This window comes from Azospirillum brasilense (genome assembly GCF_007827815.1).
Taxonomy (GTDB): domain Bacteria; phylum Pseudomonadota; class Alphaproteobacteria; order Azospirillales; family Azospirillaceae; genus Azospirillum; species Azospirillum brasilense_C.
In genome coordinates this window covers 23,512-43,698 of record NZ_VITH01000014.1, presented here as the reverse complement: position 1 = coordinate 43,698, position 20,187 = coordinate 23,512, and the positions used below count along the sequence as shown (strand labels likewise).

General features: G+C 69.1%; 17 protein-coding genes. 3 read left to right on the top strand and 14 right to left on the bottom strand.

Annotated features, from left to right (window positions below):
* Nucleotide 1 precedes the first annotated feature (1 nt).
* Nucleotides 2-1,387, bottom strand: coding sequence for a flagellar hook-associated protein FlgK (gene flgK / locus FBZ83_RS24455; protein WP_145689320.1), 1,386 nt, complete (start codon nucleotides 1,385-1,387; stop codon nucleotides 2-4).
* A 25-nt stretch (nucleotides 1,388-1,412) separates the two neighbouring features.
* The gene (locus tag FBZ83_RS24450; protein ID WP_145689319.1) at nucleotides 1,413-2,654 is read right to left on the bottom strand and encodes a flagellar hook protein FlgE; all 1,242 of its coding nucleotides are present in this window, start codon (nucleotides 2,652-2,654) and stop codon (nucleotides 1,413-1,415) included.
* 312 nt (nucleotides 2,655-2,966) lie between these two features.
* On the opposite strand from FBZ83_RS24450, the gene FBZ83_RS24445 reads away from it, so the two are divergent.
* Nucleotides 2,967-3,572, top strand: coding sequence for a cold-shock protein (locus FBZ83_RS24445; protein WP_145689318.1), 606 nt, complete (start codon nucleotides 2,967-2,969; stop codon nucleotides 3,570-3,572).
* Between the two features lie 75 nt (nucleotides 3,573-3,647).
* On the opposite strand, the gene FBZ83_RS24440 is transcribed toward FBZ83_RS24445, so the two are convergent.
* Nucleotides 3,648-3,971 (bottom strand): hypothetical protein, encoded by a 324-nt coding sequence (locus tag FBZ83_RS24440; RefSeq protein WP_014199685.1) that lies wholly within the window; start codon nucleotides 3,969-3,971, stop codon nucleotides 3,648-3,650.
* Nucleotides 3,972-4,100: 129 nt separating this feature from the next.
* Nucleotides 4,101-5,144, bottom strand: coding sequence for a hypothetical protein (locus tag FBZ83_RS24435; RefSeq protein WP_145689317.1), 1,044 nt, complete (start codon nucleotides 5,142-5,144; stop codon nucleotides 4,101-4,103).
* A gap of 194 nt (nucleotides 5,145-5,338) precedes the next feature.
* Between FBZ83_RS24435 and FBZ83_RS24430 the strand changes: the two genes are divergently transcribed.
* Nucleotides 5,339-5,542: a hypothetical protein gene (locus FBZ83_RS24430; RefSeq protein WP_014199687.1), complete on the top strand. Its 204-nt coding sequence runs from the start codon at nucleotides 5,339-5,341 to the stop codon at nucleotides 5,540-5,542.
* A gap of 45 nt (nucleotides 5,543-5,587) precedes the next feature.
* Here FBZ83_RS24430 and FBZ83_RS24425 read toward each other — a convergent pair whose 3' ends face one another.
* From FBZ83_RS24425 to pyk, 10 genes are all read right to left on the bottom strand, one after another.
* Entirely contained in the window at nucleotides 5,588-7,786 is a 2,199-nt protein-coding gene (locus tag FBZ83_RS24425; RefSeq protein ID WP_145689316.1) for a methyl-accepting chemotaxis protein, read from the bottom strand.
* Nucleotides 7,787-7,867: 81 nt separating this feature from the next.
* Nucleotides 7,868-8,545: a YjbE family putative metal transport protein gene (locus tag FBZ83_RS24420; RefSeq protein WP_145689315.1), complete on the bottom strand. Its 678-nt coding sequence runs from the start codon at nucleotides 8,543-8,545 to the stop codon at nucleotides 7,868-7,870.
* A gap of 79 nt (nucleotides 8,546-8,624) precedes the next feature.
* Nucleotides 8,625-9,908 carry a TRAP transporter large permease gene (locus FBZ83_RS24415; RefSeq protein ID WP_145689314.1) on the bottom strand — a complete coding sequence of 428 codons (1,284 nt, stop codon included), beginning with the start codon at nucleotides 9,906-9,908 and terminating at the stop codon, nucleotides 8,625-8,627.
* Nucleotides 9,899-10,438, bottom strand: coding sequence for a TRAP transporter small permease (locus FBZ83_RS24410; RefSeq protein WP_137143040.1), 540 nt, complete (start codon nucleotides 10,436-10,438; stop codon nucleotides 9,899-9,901). Before FBZ83_RS24410 ends, FBZ83_RS24415 begins: the two co-directional genes overlap by 10 nt.
* Nucleotides 10,439-10,502: 64 nt before the next feature.
* Nucleotides 10,503-11,489 (bottom strand): TRAP transporter substrate-binding protein, encoded by a 987-nt coding sequence (locus FBZ83_RS24405; protein ID WP_145678951.1) that lies wholly within the window; start codon nucleotides 11,487-11,489, stop codon nucleotides 10,503-10,505.
* Between the two features lie 430 nt (nucleotides 11,490-11,919).
* Complete coding sequence (locus FBZ83_RS24395) at nucleotides 11,920-12,678, bottom strand: GntR family transcriptional regulator (protein ID WP_145689312.1); 759 nt, start codon at nucleotides 12,676-12,678, stop codon at nucleotides 11,920-11,922.
* 68 nt (nucleotides 12,679-12,746) lie between these two features.
* Nucleotides 12,747-13,694 carry a DMT family transporter gene (locus FBZ83_RS24390; RefSeq protein WP_145689311.1) on the bottom strand — a complete coding sequence of 316 codons (948 nt, stop codon included), beginning with the start codon at nucleotides 13,692-13,694 and terminating at the stop codon, nucleotides 12,747-12,749.
* A 134-nt stretch (nucleotides 13,695-13,828) separates the two neighbouring features.
* Nucleotides 13,829-14,746 carry a formate/nitrite transporter family protein gene (locus FBZ83_RS24385; RefSeq protein ID WP_145689310.1) on the bottom strand — a complete coding sequence of 306 codons (918 nt, stop codon included), beginning with the start codon at nucleotides 14,744-14,746 and terminating at the stop codon, nucleotides 13,829-13,831.
* Nucleotides 14,747-14,774: 28 nt separating this feature from the next.
* Nucleotides 14,775-15,554, bottom strand: a complete 780-nt coding sequence (gene pflA / locus FBZ83_RS24380; RefSeq protein ID WP_145689309.1) for a pyruvate formate-lyase-activating protein — start codon at nucleotides 15,552-15,554, stop codon at nucleotides 14,775-14,777.
* Between the two features lie 66 nt (nucleotides 15,555-15,620).
* Complete coding sequence (gene pyk / locus FBZ83_RS24375; protein ID WP_145689308.1) at nucleotides 15,621-17,144, bottom strand: pyruvate kinase; 1,524 nt, start codon at nucleotides 17,142-17,144, stop codon at nucleotides 15,621-15,623.
* A 517-nt stretch (nucleotides 17,145-17,661) separates the two neighbouring features.
* Between pyk and FBZ83_RS24370 the strand changes: the two genes are divergently transcribed.
* Nucleotides 17,662-20,187, top strand: a complete 2,526-nt coding sequence (locus FBZ83_RS24370; RefSeq protein WP_247888456.1) for an HWE histidine kinase domain-containing protein — start codon at nucleotides 17,662-17,664, stop codon at nucleotides 20,185-20,187.

Sequence of the window (20,187 nt, the reverse complement as noted above, 5' to 3'; positions counted from 1 at the left end):
GTCAGTTCCGGATCTGGAGCAGCGTGTCGAGCATCCGCCCGGCGGCCTGGAGCACCTGGGCGCTGGCGCCGTAGCTCTGCTCGATCAGCAGCAGCTTCTGCATTTCGTCGTCGACGTTCACGCCGTCGCGGTTGAGACGCGCCGATTGCAGCGCGTCGGCGCTGATCTTGCGGGTCTTCATCTCGGACTCGGCGGTGGTGCGGTAGCCCTGCTGGGTGGAGACCATGCCGGTTGCGTAGTCGCCCAGCGTGGCCGAGGAGGGCAGGTCCGGATCGCCGAAGCTGCGGGTGGCGGAGAAGGCGTTGAGGAAACGGTCGATCTGCGTGGTGTCGCCAGGGGCCAGGGGCGCACCGGCCCGGACGCCGCTCTGCACCTTCCAGGGGTTGCTGCGGATGTCGCCGTTGACGGCGATGCGCGAAGCTGGTCCGCCGCTGCCGGGGGCCATGACGAACAGGCCGGTCGTTCCGGGTTCGGACTCCGCCGCTTCGAACTGTTGAATGATGCCCGCCGCCAGCTCGTCGAGCTGGGCCAGAGCCCGAGGCATGTCCTGATGAGCGGTCTGGACATAGCCCATGATGCGCCCGCTCTGAATGTCCTGGTCCGGGTTGCCGGAGATGATCTTGCCGCCGGCCAGCAGATCGCCGTCGATGAGCTGAAGCGGCTGGGCGCCCGCCGGCAGTTCACGGTCGAGCAGCGTCTGGCCGTTGCGGGTCATCACCACCACCTCGCCGGTCTCGCGGGTGTGGGTGCGGATGCCGATCTCGTTCGACACCTGATCGAGCAGCCGGTCGCGCTCGTCCATCAGGTCGCCGGTCTCGGCGCCCTTGGCCTTCTGGGTGGCGATGGCGCTGTTCAGCTCCCCGATGCGGACCAGCGAGCGGTTGACCTCGTCGACGGAGGACCGGAGCCGCGCCTTGGCGTCGTTCTGCACGGTGATGGCGGCGGCGGCGGTGTCGTGCAGGCGGCGCACCAGCGATTCCGCGGAATCCACCACGGCGGTGCGCGCCGCCTCGTTGTCCGCCTGGTTGCGGAGCTGGCTGAAGGACTGCTGGAGCTTGGCCAGGGCGGTGGAGACGGACCGCTCGTCCTGCGGCTGGCCCAGCGCGGTGGCGTAGTCGGCCAGCGCCGAGGCGCGGGTTTCCTGCGCGCTGTAGCGGCTCTGCTCGAACCGGGCGTCGCGGATCAGGAACTCGTCCACGCTGCGCAGCACGCCGTCGACGCGCACGCCCTGGCCGCGTCCGCCGCTGATCGCGGTGGAGACGGCCAGATCCTTGCGGACGAAGCCCGCGGTGGTGGCGTTGGTGATGTTGTGCGAGACCAGCGCGGCTTGCTGCTGGGTCGCGCGCAGCCCGGAGAGGGCGGCGCTGAGGGCCAGTTGGAGGCTCATGGCGGGCGATCCCCTTTCCCGTCCGTCAGCGCTTCAGACGGGTGGTCTCGTCCACCATCTCGTCGGCGGTGCGCACCAGCGTGGCGTTGGAGGAGTAGGCGCGCTGCGTCTCGATCAACGACACCAGCTCCTCCGCGATGTCGACGTTCGATTGCTCCAGCGCGTAGCCGGCGACCGAGCCGGCGGTGCCGCTGTTGCCGTTGCTCAGCGTCATCGTGCCGCTGTCGATGCCCAGCGTGTAGGTGTTGCCGTCCTGCGGGACCAGACCGCCCGGATTGACCACGTCGGCGACCGGCACCTGATAGAGCGGCTGGCGGGCGCCGTTGTCGTAGACGGCCCACAACGTGCCCGCCTTGTCGACGTCCACCGTGCTGACGCGGCCGGCGCGGGCGCCGTCGCCCATGAACTGCGGCACGTAATCGCCGTTGAGCTGGGTGAGGTTGCCGATGGACAGCTTGATCGTATCGGACGTCGGGCTGGCCGGAGAGGTAAGGGTGATCTGCGGCAGTGCGCTGGTCGGCAGACCGGAGGCGTCGCCACTGGCGGCGAAGGAAATCGTGGTGCTGGGAAGGTCTGCGGTGTAGCCGGGTGGCGGTGTGACCGTCAGCCTCCATTCGTTGGGATCGGCTGGGTTCCCGGTTTTCTGCCAGCTCAGCTTGACGTCGAGCGGATTGCCGAGGCCGTCGTAAAGGGACGTGGAGGTGTCGAAGCTCGAGGTGCCGTCAGACTGCGCCGGCAGGTTGCCGGCGAAGCTCATCTGCGTCGTCTTGCTGCCGCCATAGGCCAGCCCGGCGATGGAGACGGCGCTCAGCCCGTCGAAGCTGCTGCGGTTCACCGCGGGCAGGCTGCCGTCGGGACCCAGCTTCCAGGCCTGGAGGTACTGGCCGGCGCTGTTGCGCAGGAAGCCCTGGTCGTCGGGCAGGAAGCTGCCGGCGCGGGTCAGCGCGTAGCTGGGCGACGTTCCGGTGTTGCCGGCGTTGTCGCCGACGACGAAGAAGCCGCGCCCTTCGATCGCCATGTCGGTGGCGGACTGGGTGCCCTGGATGGTCCCGTCCTTCAACACCTGATAGTGCACGTTGGAGCGCACGCCGCCCGCGGCGTAGTTGCTCGTCGCACCGGAGGAGGTCATCAGCGTTGAGAAGTCGACCGCGGCGCGCTTGTAGCCGATGGTGGCGGAGTTGCTGATGTTGTCCGAAATGGCGGCCATCCGCGAGCTTTGCGCGGACATCCCGCTCACACCGGACCGCATGGCGCTGAACAGGCTCATCGGGAGATCCTCATCTCAAGTCGGTTGGGCCGAAAGCGAGCCACGGGATTCTCCGCGATGGACTTCGGAAGCGAGAGTACAGGGCGGCTTTTAAAGCGGATTTAAAGAGCGTTTTCAGGCGTTTACTTAAAATTTTCCGCTCTTTTGCGGAAGCCGCCTGCTGGAGCGGCGGCCGGTCGCGCCGCTCGGCCCCTTGGGACAAGAGTGAAATCGAGGTGCGATTGCGGGGGCGGCGAACGGATGCCGCATTGCGCGGATCGCCAAATCCGGTCACTGTTGGACCGGTTGTCCTCCATGCATCGAGTGTCCAGAGTGAGCGAAGAGCAAAAGCAGCAGGTTACGGCGGTCGTCAAATGGTACAAGGCCGACAAGGGCTTCGGCTTCGTCCGCTTCGCCGACGGAAGCGGTGAGGCGTTTCTGCATTCCCGGGTTCTCGCCTCGCTGGGCGAGGTGTCGCTGACCGAAGGCACCGGCCTCGTCTGCGACATCGCCGAGACCCCGAAGGGGCCGCAGGTCGTGGCCATCCATTCCATCACCCCCGCCGACCCGGCGGAGGCCAAGCCGGCCCGCGCGCCGAAGCAGCGCCGCCAGCGCCAGGCCGAGGCCGGCGATCCCCAGGCGCCCCGCCCCGCCCCGGCCGCCGTCCGCGAGCCCAAGCCGCGGCGCGAGCGGCCGGCCCCGGCCCTGATGCCGATGGCCACCGGTGAGATGATCTACGGCACCGTGCGCTGGTACAACCTGGACAGCCAATCCGGCCTGATTGACCCGTGGGACGACGAGACGGGCATCGGCGTCTATTTCGACCGGGCGATCCTGCGCCAGTCCGGGCTTGAGGTGGTGGCCGACGGCGAGGACGTGCGTTTCGTCGCCGTGTCGGGCGACGGCGGCCCGACCGCGCTGCGCGTCGAACTGGTGTGAGCCGACAGGGCTCGGGCGCCGTCGGGGTCTCCGCCCGGCGGCGCCTGCTTCAGACCGGAACCCTGGCTGACGCGATCAGCGGGGGGTGAAGGACCGCGAGGGACGGCGCTCGACGACCACCGGCGGGCGCTGGTCCATGCCGCCGGAGGGGCGGGACGGGTAGTGGCCGCGGGATTCGGAGGAGTCCATCCGACCGGCGGCCTCGCGCACCTCGAAGATGCGGCGTTCGACCGGCAGGCTCTCCGCCAGGACGATGACGGTGTTGAGCGAGATCCGGTCGATCGCCGGCTCCATCCGGTCGGCGCGCAGCCGGCCCGCCTGCACAAGTTCCTCCACCTCGGCTTCCGAGCACTTCAGCCAGGCCGCCGCCTCGGCGATGGAGAGTGACTGGTCGCGCATCGAAGAAGCTCCAAGACTGGGGTGGGGACAGGAAACCGGGTTGCCAATAGGGGTGTACCCGATTTCCGCGCCGAACAACAGGGTGGCGAAGGGGCGTCCCGCCACAAGACGCCCGGAATGCGCCTCTTTTTACTCCTTGGTCACGCTCCGGCAGCGCTGCTGGAGCAGGGCGACGGCCTGGGCGGCCTCGTCGCCCTGCAGGGTGAAGGCCCGCTCGTCCAGCAGCCGCCCGTCGGCGTTGAAGGCGCGGACGAACAGGCCGTGCGCGGTGCTGGTCACAACGGCGTCCACCACGGCGTCCGCCGTCTCGTCGCTTGCCACGTCGATGAAGGAGGCGAGTTCCGCCAGTTCGCCATTGTCCGTCCAATCGGCCTCGGCGATCAGGTCGAGCAGGTCGTTCAGCCCGCCGGCGGGCTCGCAGCGCTGGACGCGCGGGTCGGCGCCCTGGATGGCCGCGGTGAAGCGGGTCAGCGCTTCGCGGATGCGGGTCTCCTCCGCGGGGTCCAGCTCGGGTTCGCCGTCCTCGCCGATGCGGGCCAGCCCGAGGAAATCGGGAACCGCGTCCTCGCCGGCCGCCTCGACGGCTTCCGCCTCCTCCTCGATCAGGCCGACGACGCCGACCAGACGGGTGCCGGCGTCCGCCGGATCGGCCAGCAGGTCGGCCTCGCGGACGAAGCGCAGCGCCGCGTCGGTCGAGTCCAGCAGGCGCAGCAGCAGGGTACGGCGGTCGGCGGCCTCCAGATAGACCAGCGCTTCCGGCTCCAGCCAGACCGGCAGCAGGCGGGTGTCGGCGGCGGTTTCCAGCAGGCCGGTGGAATCCAGAGCCTCCTCGATGGCCGCGGCGGCGGGTGGCTGCGACAGGTCGCCGGACACCTCCACCGCCAGCCAGAAGAGGGTGGCGATCATGTCGTCGCCCTGGGCGTCGGTGCGGCGGACGGATTCGGCGATGGTCTCCACCTCGTCGAGGAACTCCGGCTGTTCCTCCTCGCGCAGCTTGTCCAGCGCGGCTTCCAGCACCGCCTGGCGGCCCGCGTCCAGCGTCTCGTCGAGCAGTTCGTCGAAGCGGCGGTCGCTGTTGCGCCAATAGCGGACCAGGCGGTCCGCCGGCGTGCCCGTGAAGGTTCCGGAGGCCGGCTTGTCCGCGCCGTTCCGCCCGTTGCCTGTCTTTGCCATGCTGCCTCTCCTGACTGGTCCGCCGGCGCCGTCGGGCGCGGGGGTGACGATACGGGCAGTGACCGTAGTGGCCGCGGGGCGCGCTGGCAAGCCGTCCTCTTCCGCTTTCAGAACCCTCGTCTCAGGGCACTCGACAGCGGCGCCCGTCCTGCGGCAGGCTGGGGACCGCAATCAAAAGCCGGAGGGCAGGGCCCGTGACGACGCGCGATGAGACGGAGGTCCTGCTGGCGGAGCTTCGCAAAGGCTTCGGGGTGGCCTCGAACAGCGAGCTTCTGCATCTGCTCGCCGCCCTGGGGCGGGTCGTGCTGGACGAATCCAGCCGCGACGAGCGCGGCCGTCGCGTGCTGAAGATCGTCGGCAAGGGCGGGCGCGAACGCCAGATCGTGATTTCGGAATAAAGGAAAACGCCCTTCCCCGCGACGGTGCGGGGAAGGGCGTTCCCGTCAGCTCGCGCGGACGCGCTGGAGGAAGCCGGACAGCTCGCGGTTGAGCGCGTTGGCGCCGTCGGCGAGGTCGTGGGCCTTGTCGAGGAGCGTGCGGGCGGCGGTGCCGCTGCGGTCGGCGGCGGCGTTGACCCCGGCGATGGTCTGCGTCACCTCGGAGGTGCCCAGCGCCGCCTGATGGACGTTGCGGGCGATCTCCTTGGTGGCGGCGCTCTGCTCCTCCACCGCCGCGGCGACGGTGGCGCCGATGGCGCCGACGCGGGTGACCACCTGGACGACCGCCTGGATCTCCTGCACGGCCTCGCCGGTCGCGCTCTGGATGCCCGCAGCCTGGGCGGCGATCTCGCCGGTGGCGCGGGCGGTCTGGGCGGCCAGCGCCTTCACCTCGTTGGCGACGACGGCGAAGCCCTTGCCGGCCTCGCCGGCGCGCGCCGCCTCGATGGTGGCGTTGAGCGCCAGCAGGTTGGTCTGGCTGGCGATGTCGTTGATGAGGTCGACGACGCGCCCGATGCTCTGCACGGAGTCCGCAAGGCCGCCGATCTGCCCGTTGGCGCGCTCGGCCAGCGTCATCGCCTCGCGGACGATGTTGGTGGACTCGCTGATCTGGCGGGTGATCTCCTCGATGGAGCTGGTGAGCTGCTCCGACGCCGCGGCGACCGTCTCGACGTTGGCCGAGGTCTGCTCGGTCGCGGCGGCGACGCTGGTGGCGAGGCGGTTGGTCTCCTCCGCCGTGGCCGACATGCTGCGGGCGCTCTCCTCCATCTCGGTGGATTCCGCCACGAAGCGGCTGACCACGCTGCCGACCGCCCCTTCGAAGCTGTTGGCGATCTCCTCCAGGGAGCGCTTGCGGTCCTCCTCGGCGCGGCGGGCGGATTCGATCTGCTCGGCCTCCAGGCGGCGCTTGGCGAGGGCGTTCTCGCGGAAGACCTCCACCGTGCGGGCCATGGCGGAAATCTCGTCGCGGCCTCCGGCGGGAACCGTCACGTCGAGGTCGCCGGCGGCGATCTTCTCCATTCCGCCCTGGAGGGTGAGCAGGCGTCGGACCACCATGCGGCGCACGAAGACCAGGACGACCAGCGCCGACAGCAGCAGGCTGACCACGCCGACCCCGATCTGCAGGATCGTGCCGTTGGACAGGGCCTTCTCGCTGTCCTCGGCGGCGGTGGTGATGGCGCCCTCCTGCGTGTGCACGAGGTTCACGACCGCCATGGACAGCGTTTCGGACAGGCTCAGGTTGTTGGTCAGCAGGTCGCGCTGCGCCTTCAGGATTTCCAACTCGGCCAGACGGGTGGGGATCAGCCCGTCCGGCTCGATCGAGAGGGATTCGATCGCCTTCAGCGGCTCCGCCATCGCTTGGCGTGAGGCCTCGGGCAATTGGTTCGAGCTGGCGGTCATGGTGGTGACGAGGATGCGGGTCTGCGCCTCGATGATCGACAGCCGGTTCGCGTCGGAGCTGGCGGCGGCTTCGGTCAGCAGGCCGCGGACGGTGGTGGCGCCGTCGTCGATGCTGCGGACGAGGGTGAGCTGTTCCTCTGTCTGGAGATACTCCTCGCCGGCCTGCAGCCGCTCTTCCGCCGGACGGGTGTCGTCCCGGAAGGCGGCGCGCTGCATGTCCACGCCGCTGCTGTGGATCGACTTCCAGGGCGCCACGAGCTGGGACAGGCGCCGCGTGGCGGCGACCACCTGCTCCAGCAGTTCGGCGCGGTGGTCGCTCAGCCCGATCCGCTTGTCCGCCGCCTGATCGAGCAGCGTGACGTTGGCGAGCAGGGCCTGGGCGGCGCTGCTGGCGGCGGCGGTTTCGGACGGACCGCCGGCGTGGGACGCGGCGTTGGCGCTGCTCTGCTCAAGCTCGGCCAGATCGCGCAGTTCGCGTTCGAAGTCTTGCCGCTCCATGGCGATGCGCGCTGCGAGGTCCGCCTTCTCCTCCTTGCTGGTGACGGAGCGGAAGGCGGGAGCCAGCGCGTCGATGCGGCCCGCGTGCTGGGCCGCCCGCAGGGCGCCGAGCGCGGACGGCACGGCCTCCGCGGTGATGACCTGCAGCGTCCGGCCGAAGCCGGCGTACCCGGTCAGCGCCACCCCGATGGCGACGAGCGTGCAGCACACCACGGCGCCGACACCGGTGAACAGGCGCCCCTGAACGCCTCCCAGCCGGCTTGGGCGCACCGCCTTATCCTGGGCAATTCCTAACGGTTTGGACATGTCATCTCTTCCCCAACGGCGGTCTTGCTTCTCTTGGCGCCGCCGCACGCCGTCCGCGGCGGGCCTTGTCCCCACTTCCCGTCAGCCGAGCCAGGCCGTGTGGGCCAGAACCTCGTTCGAGCCCCGCCAGACCATGTCGAGCGCAACATAAGTGATGATCGCAAGACCGATCCAACCAATCCAGCGATGTTTGTGCAGAACACGTGCGATTACGTTCGCGGCGGCACCCATCAACGCCACCGAGAGCAGCAGGCCGAGCACAAGCACGGTCGGATGCTCCTTGGCAGCACCGGCCACCGCCAGCACATTGTCAAGCGACATCGACACGTCGGCCACCACGATCTGCCAGACGGCGGCGCCCACGGAGACGCTGCTGGCGGCGGCCACCGCCGCATTGCTGCTGAGGGAGGCCGTTCCAGGCAGGACGTCGGGGGCGTCCAGCGCCTCCTCCGGCGTGATCTCGTCGGCGCCCTGCGAGCGCAGCTCGCGGAACATCTTCCAGCAGACCCAGAGCAGCAGCACGCCGCCGGCCAGGGTCAGCCCGATGATGGCGAGAAGCTGGGTGGTCATCAGCGCGAAGATGATGCGCAGCACGATGGCGGCGCTGATGCCCCACAGGATGACCCGGCGCCGCTGCTCGGCCGGGACGGCGGCGGCGGCCATGCCGACGACGATGGCGTTGTCGCCGGCCAGAACGAGGTCGATGGCGACCACCTGCCCGAAAGCGACGAGTTGCGGCCAGAGTTCGGCGGTCATCATGATTCGTCTCCATTGCAGCGGGGCGCCCGATGATCGGAGCGCCCCGCGGTATCCTTGCTGTGCGGTTGGGGGCGCCCGGTCAGCGCATGAGCATGTGCGGGAGCCAGAGGGAGAAGGATGGGACGTAAGTGACGAGGAGGAGGGCGAGGAAGAGCGCGCCGTAGAAGGGGGTGATGGAGCGCATGACCTGCCCGACCGAGACCTCGCCGATGGCGCAGCCGATGAACTGGGTGGTGCCGACCGGCGGCGTGTTGAGGCCGAGCGCGCAGTTGATCAGCATGACGATGCCGAACTGCACCGGGTCCATGCCGTACTGCATGGCGATGGGCAGGAAGATCGGCGTGCAGATCAGGATCGTGCTCGCCATGTCCATGAAGGTGCCGAGCAGGAACAGGATGATGTTGATCAGCAGGAAGATGACCAGCGGGTTGGTCGAGATGCCCGCCATCAGCTCACCGGTGATCTCGGCCACCTGATAGAGGCCCATGATGTACTGGAACATCGTCGAGACGCCGATCAGCAGCAGGACCACGCCGGTCGTCTTGACCGTCTTGGCGGCGGCCGCCAGGAAATGCTCCCAGGTCAGCGTGCGGTAGACGAAGGTGGTGAGCAGCAGCGCGTAGATCACCGCGATGGAGGCGGACTCGGTGGCGGTGAAGACGCCCGACGTGATGCCGGCCAGGATGATGACGACGATGAGCAGGCCCGGCGCGGCGGCGGCGAAGGAGCGGCCCAGGATGGACCAGCCGGGGAAGGTGCCGGCGGGGTAGCCGCGCTTGACCGCGACGTAGTAGGCGGCACCCAGGTTGCAGACCATCAGCAGCAGGGCGGGGACGATGCCAGCGGCGATCAGCGCGCCGATGGAGGCTTTGCCGCCGGCGGCCAGCGCGTAGATGATCATGTTGTGGCTGGTCGGCATCAGCGCGCCGACGAGAGCCGCATGGGTGGTGACGTTGACGGCGTAGTCGGCGTGGTAGCCCTCGCGCTTCATCATCGGGATCATCACCGCGCCCATGGCCGAGACGTCGGCGACGGGGGAGCCGGCGACGCCGCCGAACAGCGTGCAGGCGACGACGTTGGACATGCCGAGGCCGCCGCGGATGTGGCCGACCATGTTCTTGGCGGTGGCGACGATCTTGTCGGCGACGCCGCCGTGGAGCATCAGCTCGCCGGAGAAGACGAAGAAGGGGATGGCGAGGAAGGAGAAGACGTTCATGCCGGACATCATCTGCTGGAAGATGACGGCGACGGGGAGGCCCTCGTAGAGGATGGTGCAGAGCGCCGACAGGCCGATGGCGAAGGCGACCGGGATGCCCAGGACGAGGAAGCCGAAGAAGCTGATGGAAAGGATGGTCAGTTCCATGATGGTGCGACCTCCTCGCCGCGGATGATGGCGACGACGTGTTCGATGGCGAAAAGCACGATCAGGACGCCGGAGAGCACGAGCGGGATGTAGCGGACGGCTTCGGAGACGTGCAGGTTGGGGATGTAGTAGGCGGCGACGGAGGTGCCGAGGACCCAGCCGTTGTAGGCCATGCAGGCGCCGAAGACGCCGACGAGGGCGTAGATGACGATCTCGACCTTGCGGCGGATGGCGTCGGGCAGCATGACGAGGAAGGATTCCAGGCCGATGTGGCCGGCGTCGCGGACGCCGACGGCGGCGCCGATGAGGGTGACGTAGAGGACCAGCACGATGGCCAGGCTCTCCGCCCAGGTCGGCGAGTCGTTCAGCACGTAGCGGCCGAAGACCTGATAGAACACCACACAGACGATGGCCATCAGGCCGACCATCGCCACGCACATCCCCGACCACGCCAGACGCGCGTTCACCCGCGTCAACAAGCGTGGGGCGGCGAGGGGGCGGACCTCTTCCAGTTCAAGTTCGATGCTCATGATGCCGTCCTTCCCGCGGGGGGGCGGCGCCGGCCGGACTTGGCCGGCGCCGCGACCGCGTGCCTTACTTCGTATCCTGGATGCGCTGGACGAGGCCCTGCAGCTTCGGCGTGTTCGCGAACTTGGCGAACACGGGCTTCATGGCGTCGATGAATTCCTGCTTGTTCTTCACGTCGCTGATCTGGGAGCCGGCCTTCTCGACGATGGCGCGGGAGGCCTCCTCGCGTTCCGCCCACAGCTTGCGCATGTAGGGGACGGAGTCCTTGGCGGCCTTGCGGATGGCGGCCTGATCGTCCTTGGACAGGCGGTCCCAGGTGACCTTGGAGAAGACCAGCACCTCCGGCGCCATCGCGTGCTCGGTGCGGGTGAAGTACTTGGCCGCCTCGAAGTGGCGCGAGGATTCGTAAGACGGGTAGTTGTTCTCCGCCGCGTCGATGATGCCGGTCTTCAGGCCGGTGTAAACCTCGCCCATCGGCATCGGCGTCGGGTTGGCGCCCAGCGCCTCGATCATCGACACGAACAGGTCCGACTGCTGGACGCGGATCTTCATGCCCTTCAGGTCGGCCAGAGACGACACCGGCTTCTTGGAATAGAGCGAGCGCGATCCGCTGTCGTAGAAGGCCAGACCGATCAGCCCCTGGCTTTCCATGGCGGCGAGGATCTCGTCGCCGATCGGGCCGTCCAGAACGGCGTGCATGTGGTCGGTGTCGCGGAAGATGAAGGGCAGGGCGACGACCATCGACTCCGGCACCACGTTGTTCAGCGGCGCCACGTTGATGCGCATCATGTCGAGGCCGCCGATCTTGATCTGCTCGATCGTGTCGCGCTCGTTGCCCAGCGCGCCGTTCGGGTAGACCTTCACGCCGAGCTTGCCGTTGCTGCGTTCGCTGAGCAGCTTGCCCATGTATTTGACCGCCTCGACGGTCGGGTAGTCGCCGGGGTGGATGTCGGCCGACCGGAAGTCGCGGGCCGAGACCGGGGCGGCGAGCAGCGCGCCCGCGGCGCAGGCGGCCAGCAGCGCCATGCCGAGGCGGCGGAAACTGTTCTTCATGGACCGTACTCCTGCCTTAGGAGAAGTGCCTGTTGGAGCGGAGGCGGGGTGTCGGCCCGCCGAAAATGGACAAACGAATGGTTCGAGCGTTCGGAAGAAGCCCCCGGCTGTTCGGCTGTGCGCCTCGAATAATAGCGCTGCGAAGGGGAAGGCAAAAAAGAATCCCGAAGGGGATGAGGGCGCAAAATCCCGGCGCCATCGGCGCGTGCCGACGGGGGTGAAGCTGGGCGGTTCTTGTCCTTTGTTCCGAAGCGCCCGCGGCGTTCTTCCGCGCGGCTGCCCTGGTGTTGTCCGGTGAGCGGGCGGCGTCGGTTGTTCACGTCCGTGCTACATCCCGCTGCGCTAGTTATATTAATATATCAGCTTTCAAGGCAAGCGCAAAACGGAGGTCGGAACGCGTGACGCCAAAATGTCGCAAGCCGGGTGGGGATTAAAGCCGGGCAGGGGTTTGACGCCCCACGGCGGTGGGCGCGTCGGTGAAATAAAGCGGTGCGGCGGCGCGCAAATCGTCGATTGCCAAGCGCAATTCGTCGAGATGGGCACCGAGCGCCCGGACGCTCGCCTCGCGGTCGTGGGCGGCGACGGCCTCGACGATGGCGTCGTGCTCGGCGATGACCTTCGTCATCTGGCCGGGGACGGGCAGCGTCAGGCGCCGGCAGCGGTCGACCTGCACCTTCACCTGCTCCACCAGCGTCCAGAAACCAGGGAATCCGGCGACCTCGGCGAGCAGGGCGTGGAAGCTCTCGTCGGCTTCGTGGAAGCCGTCGCGGTCGCAGGCGGCGCAGAGATCGCGCTGCTCCGCCAGCGCGGCGCGCAGCCGGGCGATGTCGCTGGCGGTGGCGCGGACGGCGGCCATCCGCACCGCAGCCTCCTCCAGTGCCTTGCGGATCACCCCGGCTTCCGGCAGAGCGGCGACCGGGATCAGCGAGACGTAGGTGCCCGACTGCGGAAAGACGTCGATCAGCCCTTCGTCGGCCAGCCGCAGCACCGCCTCGTGCACGGGGGTGCGGCTGACGCCGTAGGCCGCGGCGATGCGGGCCTCGGCGATGGGCTCGCCGGGTCGTCGGCGCATGCCCAGGATGTCGTTCCGCAGGTCGCGGTAGATGAGGGAGGCGGAGCGCGGCGCGGGCCGGGCCGTTGCCAGCCGGCGCTGCCGCGGCGGGATGGCGGTGAGGGAATCCGATGGCATGAGCCACCTCGTCGGGCGGGCGGGGCGCACGGGTCGGCGCTCCGCAGGAAACCATAAAAGCTAATATATTAGTGTTTGCGTCCGGTGCTGAGGGGCAAAGTGGGGGACACCCCAGGCGAAGTGTCGCACGCCTCCGCTTCGGGCCGGCGGCGCGTCTCGCGGATCAGGATCAGCAGGCCGCTGGCGATGACGATGGCGGCCCCGGCCAGCACATGCGTTCCCGGCCAGTCGCCCCAGAACAGCCAGCCGAACAGGCAGGCCCAGAGGATTCCGGCGTAGTTGAAGGGGCTGATGACCGCCGCCGGGGCCAGCGCGTAGGCGCGGGTGGCGAAATACTGGGCGCCGCCGCCGACCAGCCCCATCGCCGCCATCAGCGCGAAACCCTCCGCCGTCGGCATCGTCCAGACGAAGGGCAGGGCGACGGCGCTGAGCAGCGTGGAGAAGGCGGTGAAGTAGAAGACGGTGGTGACCGGCGCCTCCGTCCGCCCCAGCTGCCGCATCGCCATCATGGCGAAGGCGTAGGCGACGGCGGCGGTCAGCCCGACCAGCGCGCCGGTGTTCAGCATGCCGCTTCCCGGCTGCACGATGACCAGCACCCCGGCGAAACCCACCGCTACGGCTCCCCAGCGGTAGGGGCCGACCCGCTCCCCCAGCACCGGCACGGACAACGCGGTCAGGAACAGCGGGGCGGAGAAGGACAGCGCCACCGCGTCGGCCATCGGCATCAGGTGGTAGGAGAGGAACAGCAGCACCATCGAGGTCAGGCCGATCGCCGCCCGCCAGAAATGGCCGCCCAGATGCTCCGTGCGCAGGCCGCGCCAGCCGCCGGCGCGGGCCAGCATGGCGGTGGCGGGCAGCAGGGCGAAGGCGTTGCGGAAGAAGGTCACCTCGGCCAGCGAGTAGTCCGCCGCGAGATGCTTCGCCAGCGCGTTCAGCACCGCGTAGAGGAACACCGCCAGCAGCATGGAGACGATGCCGTTGCGCGCCTGGAGATGGGTGGGGATGGGCTGGGCCATGGGTGCCCCGGGGGTGGTTCGTTGGTGAGACCTTGCCCCCACCCCGGCCCTCCCCCGCTTCGCAGGGGAGGGAGATTCAGTCCCCTCCCCTGCGTCAGCGGGGGAGGGTTAGGGTGGGGGCCAACGCTTGCCGCTCAATGCGCCGTGCGGCGGCTCGGGCGGCGATAAATGAACCAGTAGACGGCGCCGACCAGCACCGCGCCGCCGAACCAGTTGCCCAGCGTCACCGCGGCGAGGTTCAGCAGGAACTGCCCGACCGGGATGACCGGCGCGGCGCGGCCGAGGTCGGCCCAGAAGGAGGCGGGGGCGCCCCATTCGATCAGCAGGCCCAGCGGCACGAAATACATGTTGGCGACGCAGTGCTCGAAGCCGGCGGCGACGAAGGCGCTGACCGGGAAGACGATCGCCATGATCTTGTCGGTGACGCTGCGCGCGCCGAGCGCCAGCCACACCGCCAGGCAAACCAGCACGTTGCACAGGATGCCCAGGAAGAAGGCCTGCCCGGCGGGCAGCCCGGCCTTGGCCGTGGCGAAGTAGAGCGCCGAGGCGCCCACCGCCCCGTGGCCGAAGGCGTATTGCCCGGACAGGAAGACCAGCAGCGCCGTGCCGGCGGCGCCGACGAAGTTGCCGATCCACACCGTGGTCCAGACCTGGAGCATCCGCCCGGTCTTCACCCGCCCGCTCGCCCAGGCCATGACCATCAGCGCGTCGCCCGTGAAGAGCTGGGCGCCGCCGACGATGACCAGGATCAGCCCCAGCGAGAAGACCAGGCCGCCGAGCAGCCGGGTCACCCCGTAGGGCAGCATGCCCTCCGCCCCCGACATGGCGACGGTGGCGAACAGGCCGCCCAGCGCGATGAAGGCGCCGGCCAGGACGGCCAGGGCGAACAGCGTCGCGCCGTCGTAGTTGGCCTTCTTGACGCCCAGATTCTCCGCGGCGAGCGCGATGGCGTCGGGCATCAGCGCGTCGAGGGAGGACGCGGGCGGGGCGGCGGCAGGGGAGATGGCCGGGGAGGCGTGTGGGTTCGCCTCCGGAAAGGAATGCGTGTCCATAAAGGTGCTCCTCGTCTCGTACGGCGTCTCACACGACCTTCAGGCCCTGCGTCCGGAAGATGCCGCGCACCCGCTCGGTCAGCTCCGGCGGGGGAGGTTCGGTGTTGGCCAGCGCGTAGGGCAGGCCGAGCTGCTTCCACTTGAACTCGCCCATCTTGTGGAAGGGCAGGACATCCACCCGCTCCACCACCTCCAGGCCGGCGGCGAATTCCGCCAGCCCCTCGATCTCGTCGAGATGGTCGGTCAGGCCGGGGACCAGCACGTAGCGCAGCCAGATCGGCTTGCGCAATGCGGACAGCCGCTCGGCGAATTCCAGGGTCGGGCGCAGCGGCACGCCGGTCACCGCGCGGTAGGTCGATTCCTTGAACGCCTTGATGTCCAGCAGCACCAGATCGACGTCGGCCAGCAGATGGTCGTCGGCGTGGCTGCCGAGGAAGCCCGAGGTGTCGAGCGCGGTGTGCAGGCCGAGTTGCTTGGCGCCGCGGTAGATGGCCGCGCAGAATTCCGGCTGGACCAGCGGCTCGCCGCCGCTGATGGTCAGGCCGCCGTGGGCGCGGTGCAGGAAATCGGCGTAGGTGGCGATGTCGGCCAGCACGTCCGAGGACTGGGCCGGCGACCCGTCGTGCATGTGGCGGGTGTCGGGGTTGTGGCAGTACTGGCAGCGCAGCGGGCATCCGGCCAGGAACAGGACGTAGCGCAAACCCGGCCCATCGACCGTGCCGCCCGTCTCCACCGAATGGACCCAGCCGCGGACCGATGCGCCCGTCCCGGCGGCGTGCGCGGGTTGGGGGGTAATCGGGCTGAGCATGAGGCACCTCGTGAATGGGCGCCGGTGTCCGCTTCATGCGGCACCGGCGCTGTGTGCCATCCTATGTCATGCCCCGGCGTCGGCCATGACCGGGGTCAATTGATCTGACCGCGACTCTTGCGCGTACTGCGTGTGCGCGCCCGCCGAGAGGACGGGGCGCTCCACCCAGGCGATGCGCAGAATGTTGGTCGATCCCGGCATGCCGAAGGGCACGCCCGCGGTGATGACCAGCCGCTGCCCGTCCTCCGCCAGACCGTGTGCGTAGGCGATGCGGGTCGCCTTGTGCACCATGTCGGAGAAGTTCTGGATGTCCTCGGTCAGCACGCTGTGCACGCCGTAGGCCAGCACCAGACGGCGCGAGGCGGCGACGGTCGCGGTCAGGCAGAGGATCGGCACCTCCGGCCGCTCGCGGGCGGCGCGCAGGGTGGTCGAGCCGCTGGTCGTGTAGGTGACGATGGCCGCCGCGTGGATGGTGTGGGCGACCTGCCGCGCCGCCGCGGTGATGGCGTCGGCGGCCGTCTCCTGCGGGTCGGCGTGCTGCGCGTCCATCATCGTGCGGTAGAGGTCGTCATGCTCGACCCGGCGGGCGATGCGGTCCATCATCGACACCGCCTCCACCGGATAGGCGCCCGACGCGGTCTCCGCCGACAGCATCACCGCGTCGGCGCCGTCGAAGACGGCGGTGGCGACGTCCGATGCCTCGGCGCGGGTCGGGGCGGGGGCGCCGATCATCGATTCCAGCATCTGGGTGGCGACGATCACCGGCTTGCCGGCCTTGCGCGCCTCGCGGATGATCCGCTTCTGGATGCTCGGCACGTCCTCCGGCGGCATCTCCACGCCGAGATCGCCGCGGGCGACCATCACGCCGTCCGACAGCTCGACGATGCGCTCCAGATGCTGGATGGCCAGCGGCTTCTCCAGCTTGGACATCAGGGCGGCGCGCCCGGCGATCAGCTTGCGCGCCTCGGCCACATCCTCCGGCCGCTGGACGAAGGACAGCGCCACCCAGTCGACCTCCTGGTCGAGCGCGAAGATGAGGTCGGCGCGGTCCTTGGCGGTCAGGGGCGACAGCGGCAGCAGCACGTCGGGCACGTTCACGCCCTTGCGGTCGGACAGCTTGGTGCCGGCCACGACGACGGTGTCGGCGTGCTCCGGGCTGCACGCGGCGATGCGCAGCCGAACCTTGCCGTCGTCGAGCAGCAGGTCGGTGTCGGGGCGCAGGGCGGCGAAGATTTCCGGGTGGGGCATGCCGACGCGGGTCGCGTCGCCCGGCTCGGTGGAGAGGTCGAGGCGGAAGCGCTGGCCCACCGTCAGCTCCACCGAACCGTCGGCGAAGCGGCCGAGCCGCAGCTTCGGCCCCTGGAGGTCGGCCATGATGGCGATCGGCCGCTCCAGCTCGCGCTCCAGGGCGCGGATGGCGCGCACGCGGGCGCCGTGGTCGTCGTGGGAGCCGTGGCTGAAGTTCAGGCGGAAGACGTCGACGCCCGCCTCGAACAGCGAGCGGATCATCTCCGGCGAGGAGGAGGACGGACCCAGCGTGGCGACGATCTTCGTCTGCCGGAAGCGGCGGATCGGGGAGGTGGCGGTCATATCGAAACGGGCTCCGCAAAAGAGGGCGGGGACGGCGGGCGCGGCGCGCGGGCGTTCATCGGTAAGACCGCCGCGCCAGAGCCGGCGTGACGGATGCGGCGCGCGGCGGTCGGTGCGGTCCTGGGGGATGCGCTCGCGGCACGGGCGGGCTTGGGCCGGCCGGGCTGCGCGTCTGTCCTTCGCAAATAAAATACTAGTATATCAGATTGAAAGGCAAGCCCGTTTCGTAAGGCGGCCCGGCCTTTCAGCCAAAATGTCGCAGACGTCCATCGGGTGGAGCGGCCGCCGGCGTAAGGCTTTTTGCCGAGAGCGGCGGCATTGGTCCCTTTCCGATTTTGGATTATTTTAGGGACACGACGTGCTTTAAGTCCGCTTCGGTGTGTTGGCATGGAATAAGCCAAGGGATCGGCAAATCATCGGCCCATCCGGATGCATGGAACAAATTTGAGGAACGCCGGAACAATGACGATGGTGGCCGAATGACGCGGGCGGTGCGGCTATGAACGGTGGCGTAGACTTGAGCAATTGCGACCGGGAGCCGATCCATCTCGTCGGGTCCATCCAACCAAGCGGATTCCTGATCGCGCTGTCGACGGATTGGATCGTCAAGCACGCTTCGTCCAACATCGGGGCGTGGCTGGGGGTGGAGCCCGACGCCCTGCTGGGGCTTCCCCTGACCGAGGTGATGGACGAGGAAGCGCTGCACGCCATCCGCGGCCGGCTCCAGCTCTCCCTGATCAACGGGTCGGTGGAGCGCGCCTTCCGGGTGAAGCTGTCGGCCAACGCGCTGCCGCTGGACATCGCGGTCCATCTGTCCGGCCAGTCGATCATCATCGAGGCGGAGCCGAGCGAGCCGGACAGCGAGCTGGACGTCGGTTCCATGGTCCGCGCGATGATCGGGCGGCTCCAGCGCACCCCCGATTTCGACTCCTGCTGCCGCGAGGCGGCGCGGCAGCTGCGGTCGCTGACCGGCTTCGACCGGGTGATGATCTACCGTTTCGACCGCGACGGGGCGGGCGAGGTGATCGCGGAATCCGCGGTGCGCGGCATGCCGTCCTATCTGGGGCTGCGCTACCCGGCGTCGGACATCCCGAAGCAGGCCCGCGCGCTGTACGAGCGGAACTGGCTGCGCTGCATCAACGATGTGGACGCGCCGCCTGCGGCCATCCTGCCGCCCGTCGGACCGGAGGGCGAACCGCTCGACCTGTCGATGAGCGTTCTGCGCAGCGTGTCGCCCATCCATTGCGAGTATTTGCGCAACATGGGCGTCGCCGCCTCGCTGTCGGTGTCGATCCTGCGCCGCGGCAAGCTGTGGGGCCTGTTCGCCTGCCACAACATGGTGCCACGGCGGCTGTCGCTGGAGCGGCGCACGGCGGCCGAGCTGTACGGCCAGATGTTCTCCTTCCTTCTGGAGGGCGTCGAACGCGACCGCGAGGAGGCCTACGAGGCCAAGGCGCGCCTGCTCCACACCCGCATCATGGCGGTGATGGCCGACGGCGCCTCCTCCATGGAGAATCTGGAGCGGTTGCGCGGCGAGGTCGGCCACTACATCCGCAGCGACGGCTTCGCCATCGTGCTGGGCGGCCAGACCCTTGTGGACGGCAGCACCCCGACGCCGGAGGAGCTGCTCGGGCTGGTGCGCATGCTCAACCGCGCGCACGCCAGCCGCGTCTTCGCTACCAGCGAGATCGGACAGGTCCACCAGCCGGCGCTGGATTTCGCCGAGCGCGCCGCCGGCATGCTGGCCATACCGGTGTCGCGCAAACCGCGCGACTACATCATCTTCTTCCGCCGGGAGTCGGTGCGCACCGTCACCTGGGCCGGCAACCCGGACAAGCCGGTGGAGCCCGGCCCGAACGGGCAACGGCTGACCCCGCGCAAGAGCTTCGAGGCGTGGAAGGAAACGGTGCACGGTCAGTCCGAGCCCTGGACGGAGGCCGACCTGCGCATCGCCGACTCGCTGCGGATCACGCTGATGGAGGTGGTGCTGCGGCTGGCCGACCAGGCGGAGGAGGAGCGCCGGACCGCCCGCGAGCGGCAGGAGCTGCTGATCGCCGAGCTGAACCACCGGGTCCGCAACATCCTCAGCCTCGTCCGCGCGCTGCTGGTCCAGAGCCGGGCCGGCGTCACCCGCGTCGAGGAGTTTGCGGAGATCGTCGGCGGGCGCATCCAGGCGCTGGCGCGGGCGCACGACCAGCTGACGGCGGAGAACTGGAAACCCTCGCCCCTGCGCCCGCTGATCGCGGCGGAGGTCGACGCCTATCTGGGCAGCCGGGCGGACCGGGTGGTCCTGTCGGGGCCGGAGGTGCTGCTGTCGCCGCCGGCTCTGTCGGTGATGGCGTTGATCATGCACGAGCTGGTGACCAACGCTGCCAAATACGGCGCCTTCGCCGACAGCGGCGGCCGGGTGAAGGTCCATTGGAGCTTCGACGACCGGGACGCCCTGGAACTCTGCTGGGAGGAAAGCGGCGGCCCGCCCGTGCAGGCGCCGACGCGCCAGGGGTTCGGCACCACCATCATCGAGCGTTCGGTCCCGCACGAGCTGAAGGGCGAGGCGACGGTGACCTACGCCTTGGCCGGGCTGAAGGCGCGCTTCACCATACCGGCCATCCACGTCAGCGTGGCGCCGGAACGCCCGGAGGCGGTGATCGAGGCGGCGGTGACGCCCTGCGCGGCGGCGGATGTCCCGCTGGGTGGGACGGTTCTGCTTCTGGAAGACAACATGATCATCGCGATGAGCGCGGAGGACATGCTGCTGAAGCTGGGCGCCGACCGGGTGGAGACGGTGGCGAGCGTCCGTCAGGCGCTGGTCGCCATCGCCGACGACCCGCCGGGCATGGCGCTTCTCGACGTCAATCTGGGAACCGAGACCTCCTTCCCGGTGGCGGAGCGGCTGCGCGAGCTGGGCATCCCCTTCCTGTTCGCCACCGGCTACGGCGAGTCCGCGATCTTCCCGGAGGAGTTCCGCGACGTGCTGGTCCTGCGCAAGCCCTACGATTCGGAGCAGGTGCGGCGGGGGCTCCAGACGGTGCGGGGGCTGTAA

Excerpts from the sequence above, each read along its gene's own strand:
- flgK (WP_145689320.1), bottom strand. The coding sequence starts at position 1,387 with ATGAGCCTCCAACTGGCCCTCAGCGCCGCCCTCTCCGGGCTGCGCGCG.
- FBZ83_RS24450 (WP_145689319.1), bottom strand. The coding sequence starts at position 2,654 with ATGAGCCTGTTCAGCGCCATGCGGTCCGGTGTGAGCGGGATGTCCGCG.
- FBZ83_RS24440 (WP_014199685.1), bottom strand. The coding sequence starts at position 3,971 with ATGCGCGACCAGTCACTCTCCATCGCCGAGGCGGCGGCCTGGCTGAAG.
- FBZ83_RS24435 (WP_145689317.1), bottom strand. The coding sequence starts at position 5,144 with ATGGCAAAGACAGGCAACGGGCGGAACGGCGCGGACAAGCCGGCCTCC.
- FBZ83_RS24425 (WP_145689316.1), bottom strand. The coding sequence starts at position 7,786 with ATGTCCAAACCGTTAGGAATTGCCCAGGATAAGGCGGTGCGCCCAAGC.
- FBZ83_RS24420 (WP_145689315.1), bottom strand. The coding sequence starts at position 8,545 with ATGATGACCGCCGAACTCTGGCCGCAACTCGTCGCTTTCGGGCAGGTG.
- FBZ83_RS24415 (WP_145689314.1), bottom strand. The coding sequence starts at position 9,908 with ATGGAACTGACCATCCTTTCCATCAGCTTCTTCGGCTTCCTCGTCCTG.
- FBZ83_RS24410 (WP_137143040.1), bottom strand. The coding sequence starts at position 10,438 with ATGAGCATCGAACTTGAACTGGAAGAGGTCCGCCCCCTCGCCGCCCCA.
- FBZ83_RS24405 (WP_145678951.1), bottom strand. The coding sequence starts at position 11,489 with ATGAAGAACAGTTTCCGCCGCCTCGGCATGGCGCTGCTGGCCGCCTGC.
- FBZ83_RS24395 (WP_145689312.1), bottom strand. The coding sequence starts at position 12,678 with ATGCCATCGGATTCCCTCACCGCCATCCCGCCGCGGCAGCGCCGGCTG.
- FBZ83_RS24390 (WP_145689311.1), bottom strand. The coding sequence starts at position 13,694 with ATGGCCCAGCCCATCCCCACCCATCTCCAGGCGCGCAACGGCATCGTC.
- FBZ83_RS24385 (WP_145689310.1), bottom strand. The coding sequence starts at position 14,746 with ATGGACACGCATTCCTTTCCGGAGGCGAACCCACACGCCTCCCCGGCC.
- pflA (WP_145689309.1), bottom strand. The coding sequence starts at position 15,554 with ATGCTCAGCCCGATTACCCCCCAACCCGCGCACGCCGCCGGGACGGGC.
- pyk (WP_145689308.1), bottom strand. The coding sequence starts at position 17,144 with ATGACCGCCACCTCCCCGATCCGCCGCTTCCGGCAGACGAAGATCGTC.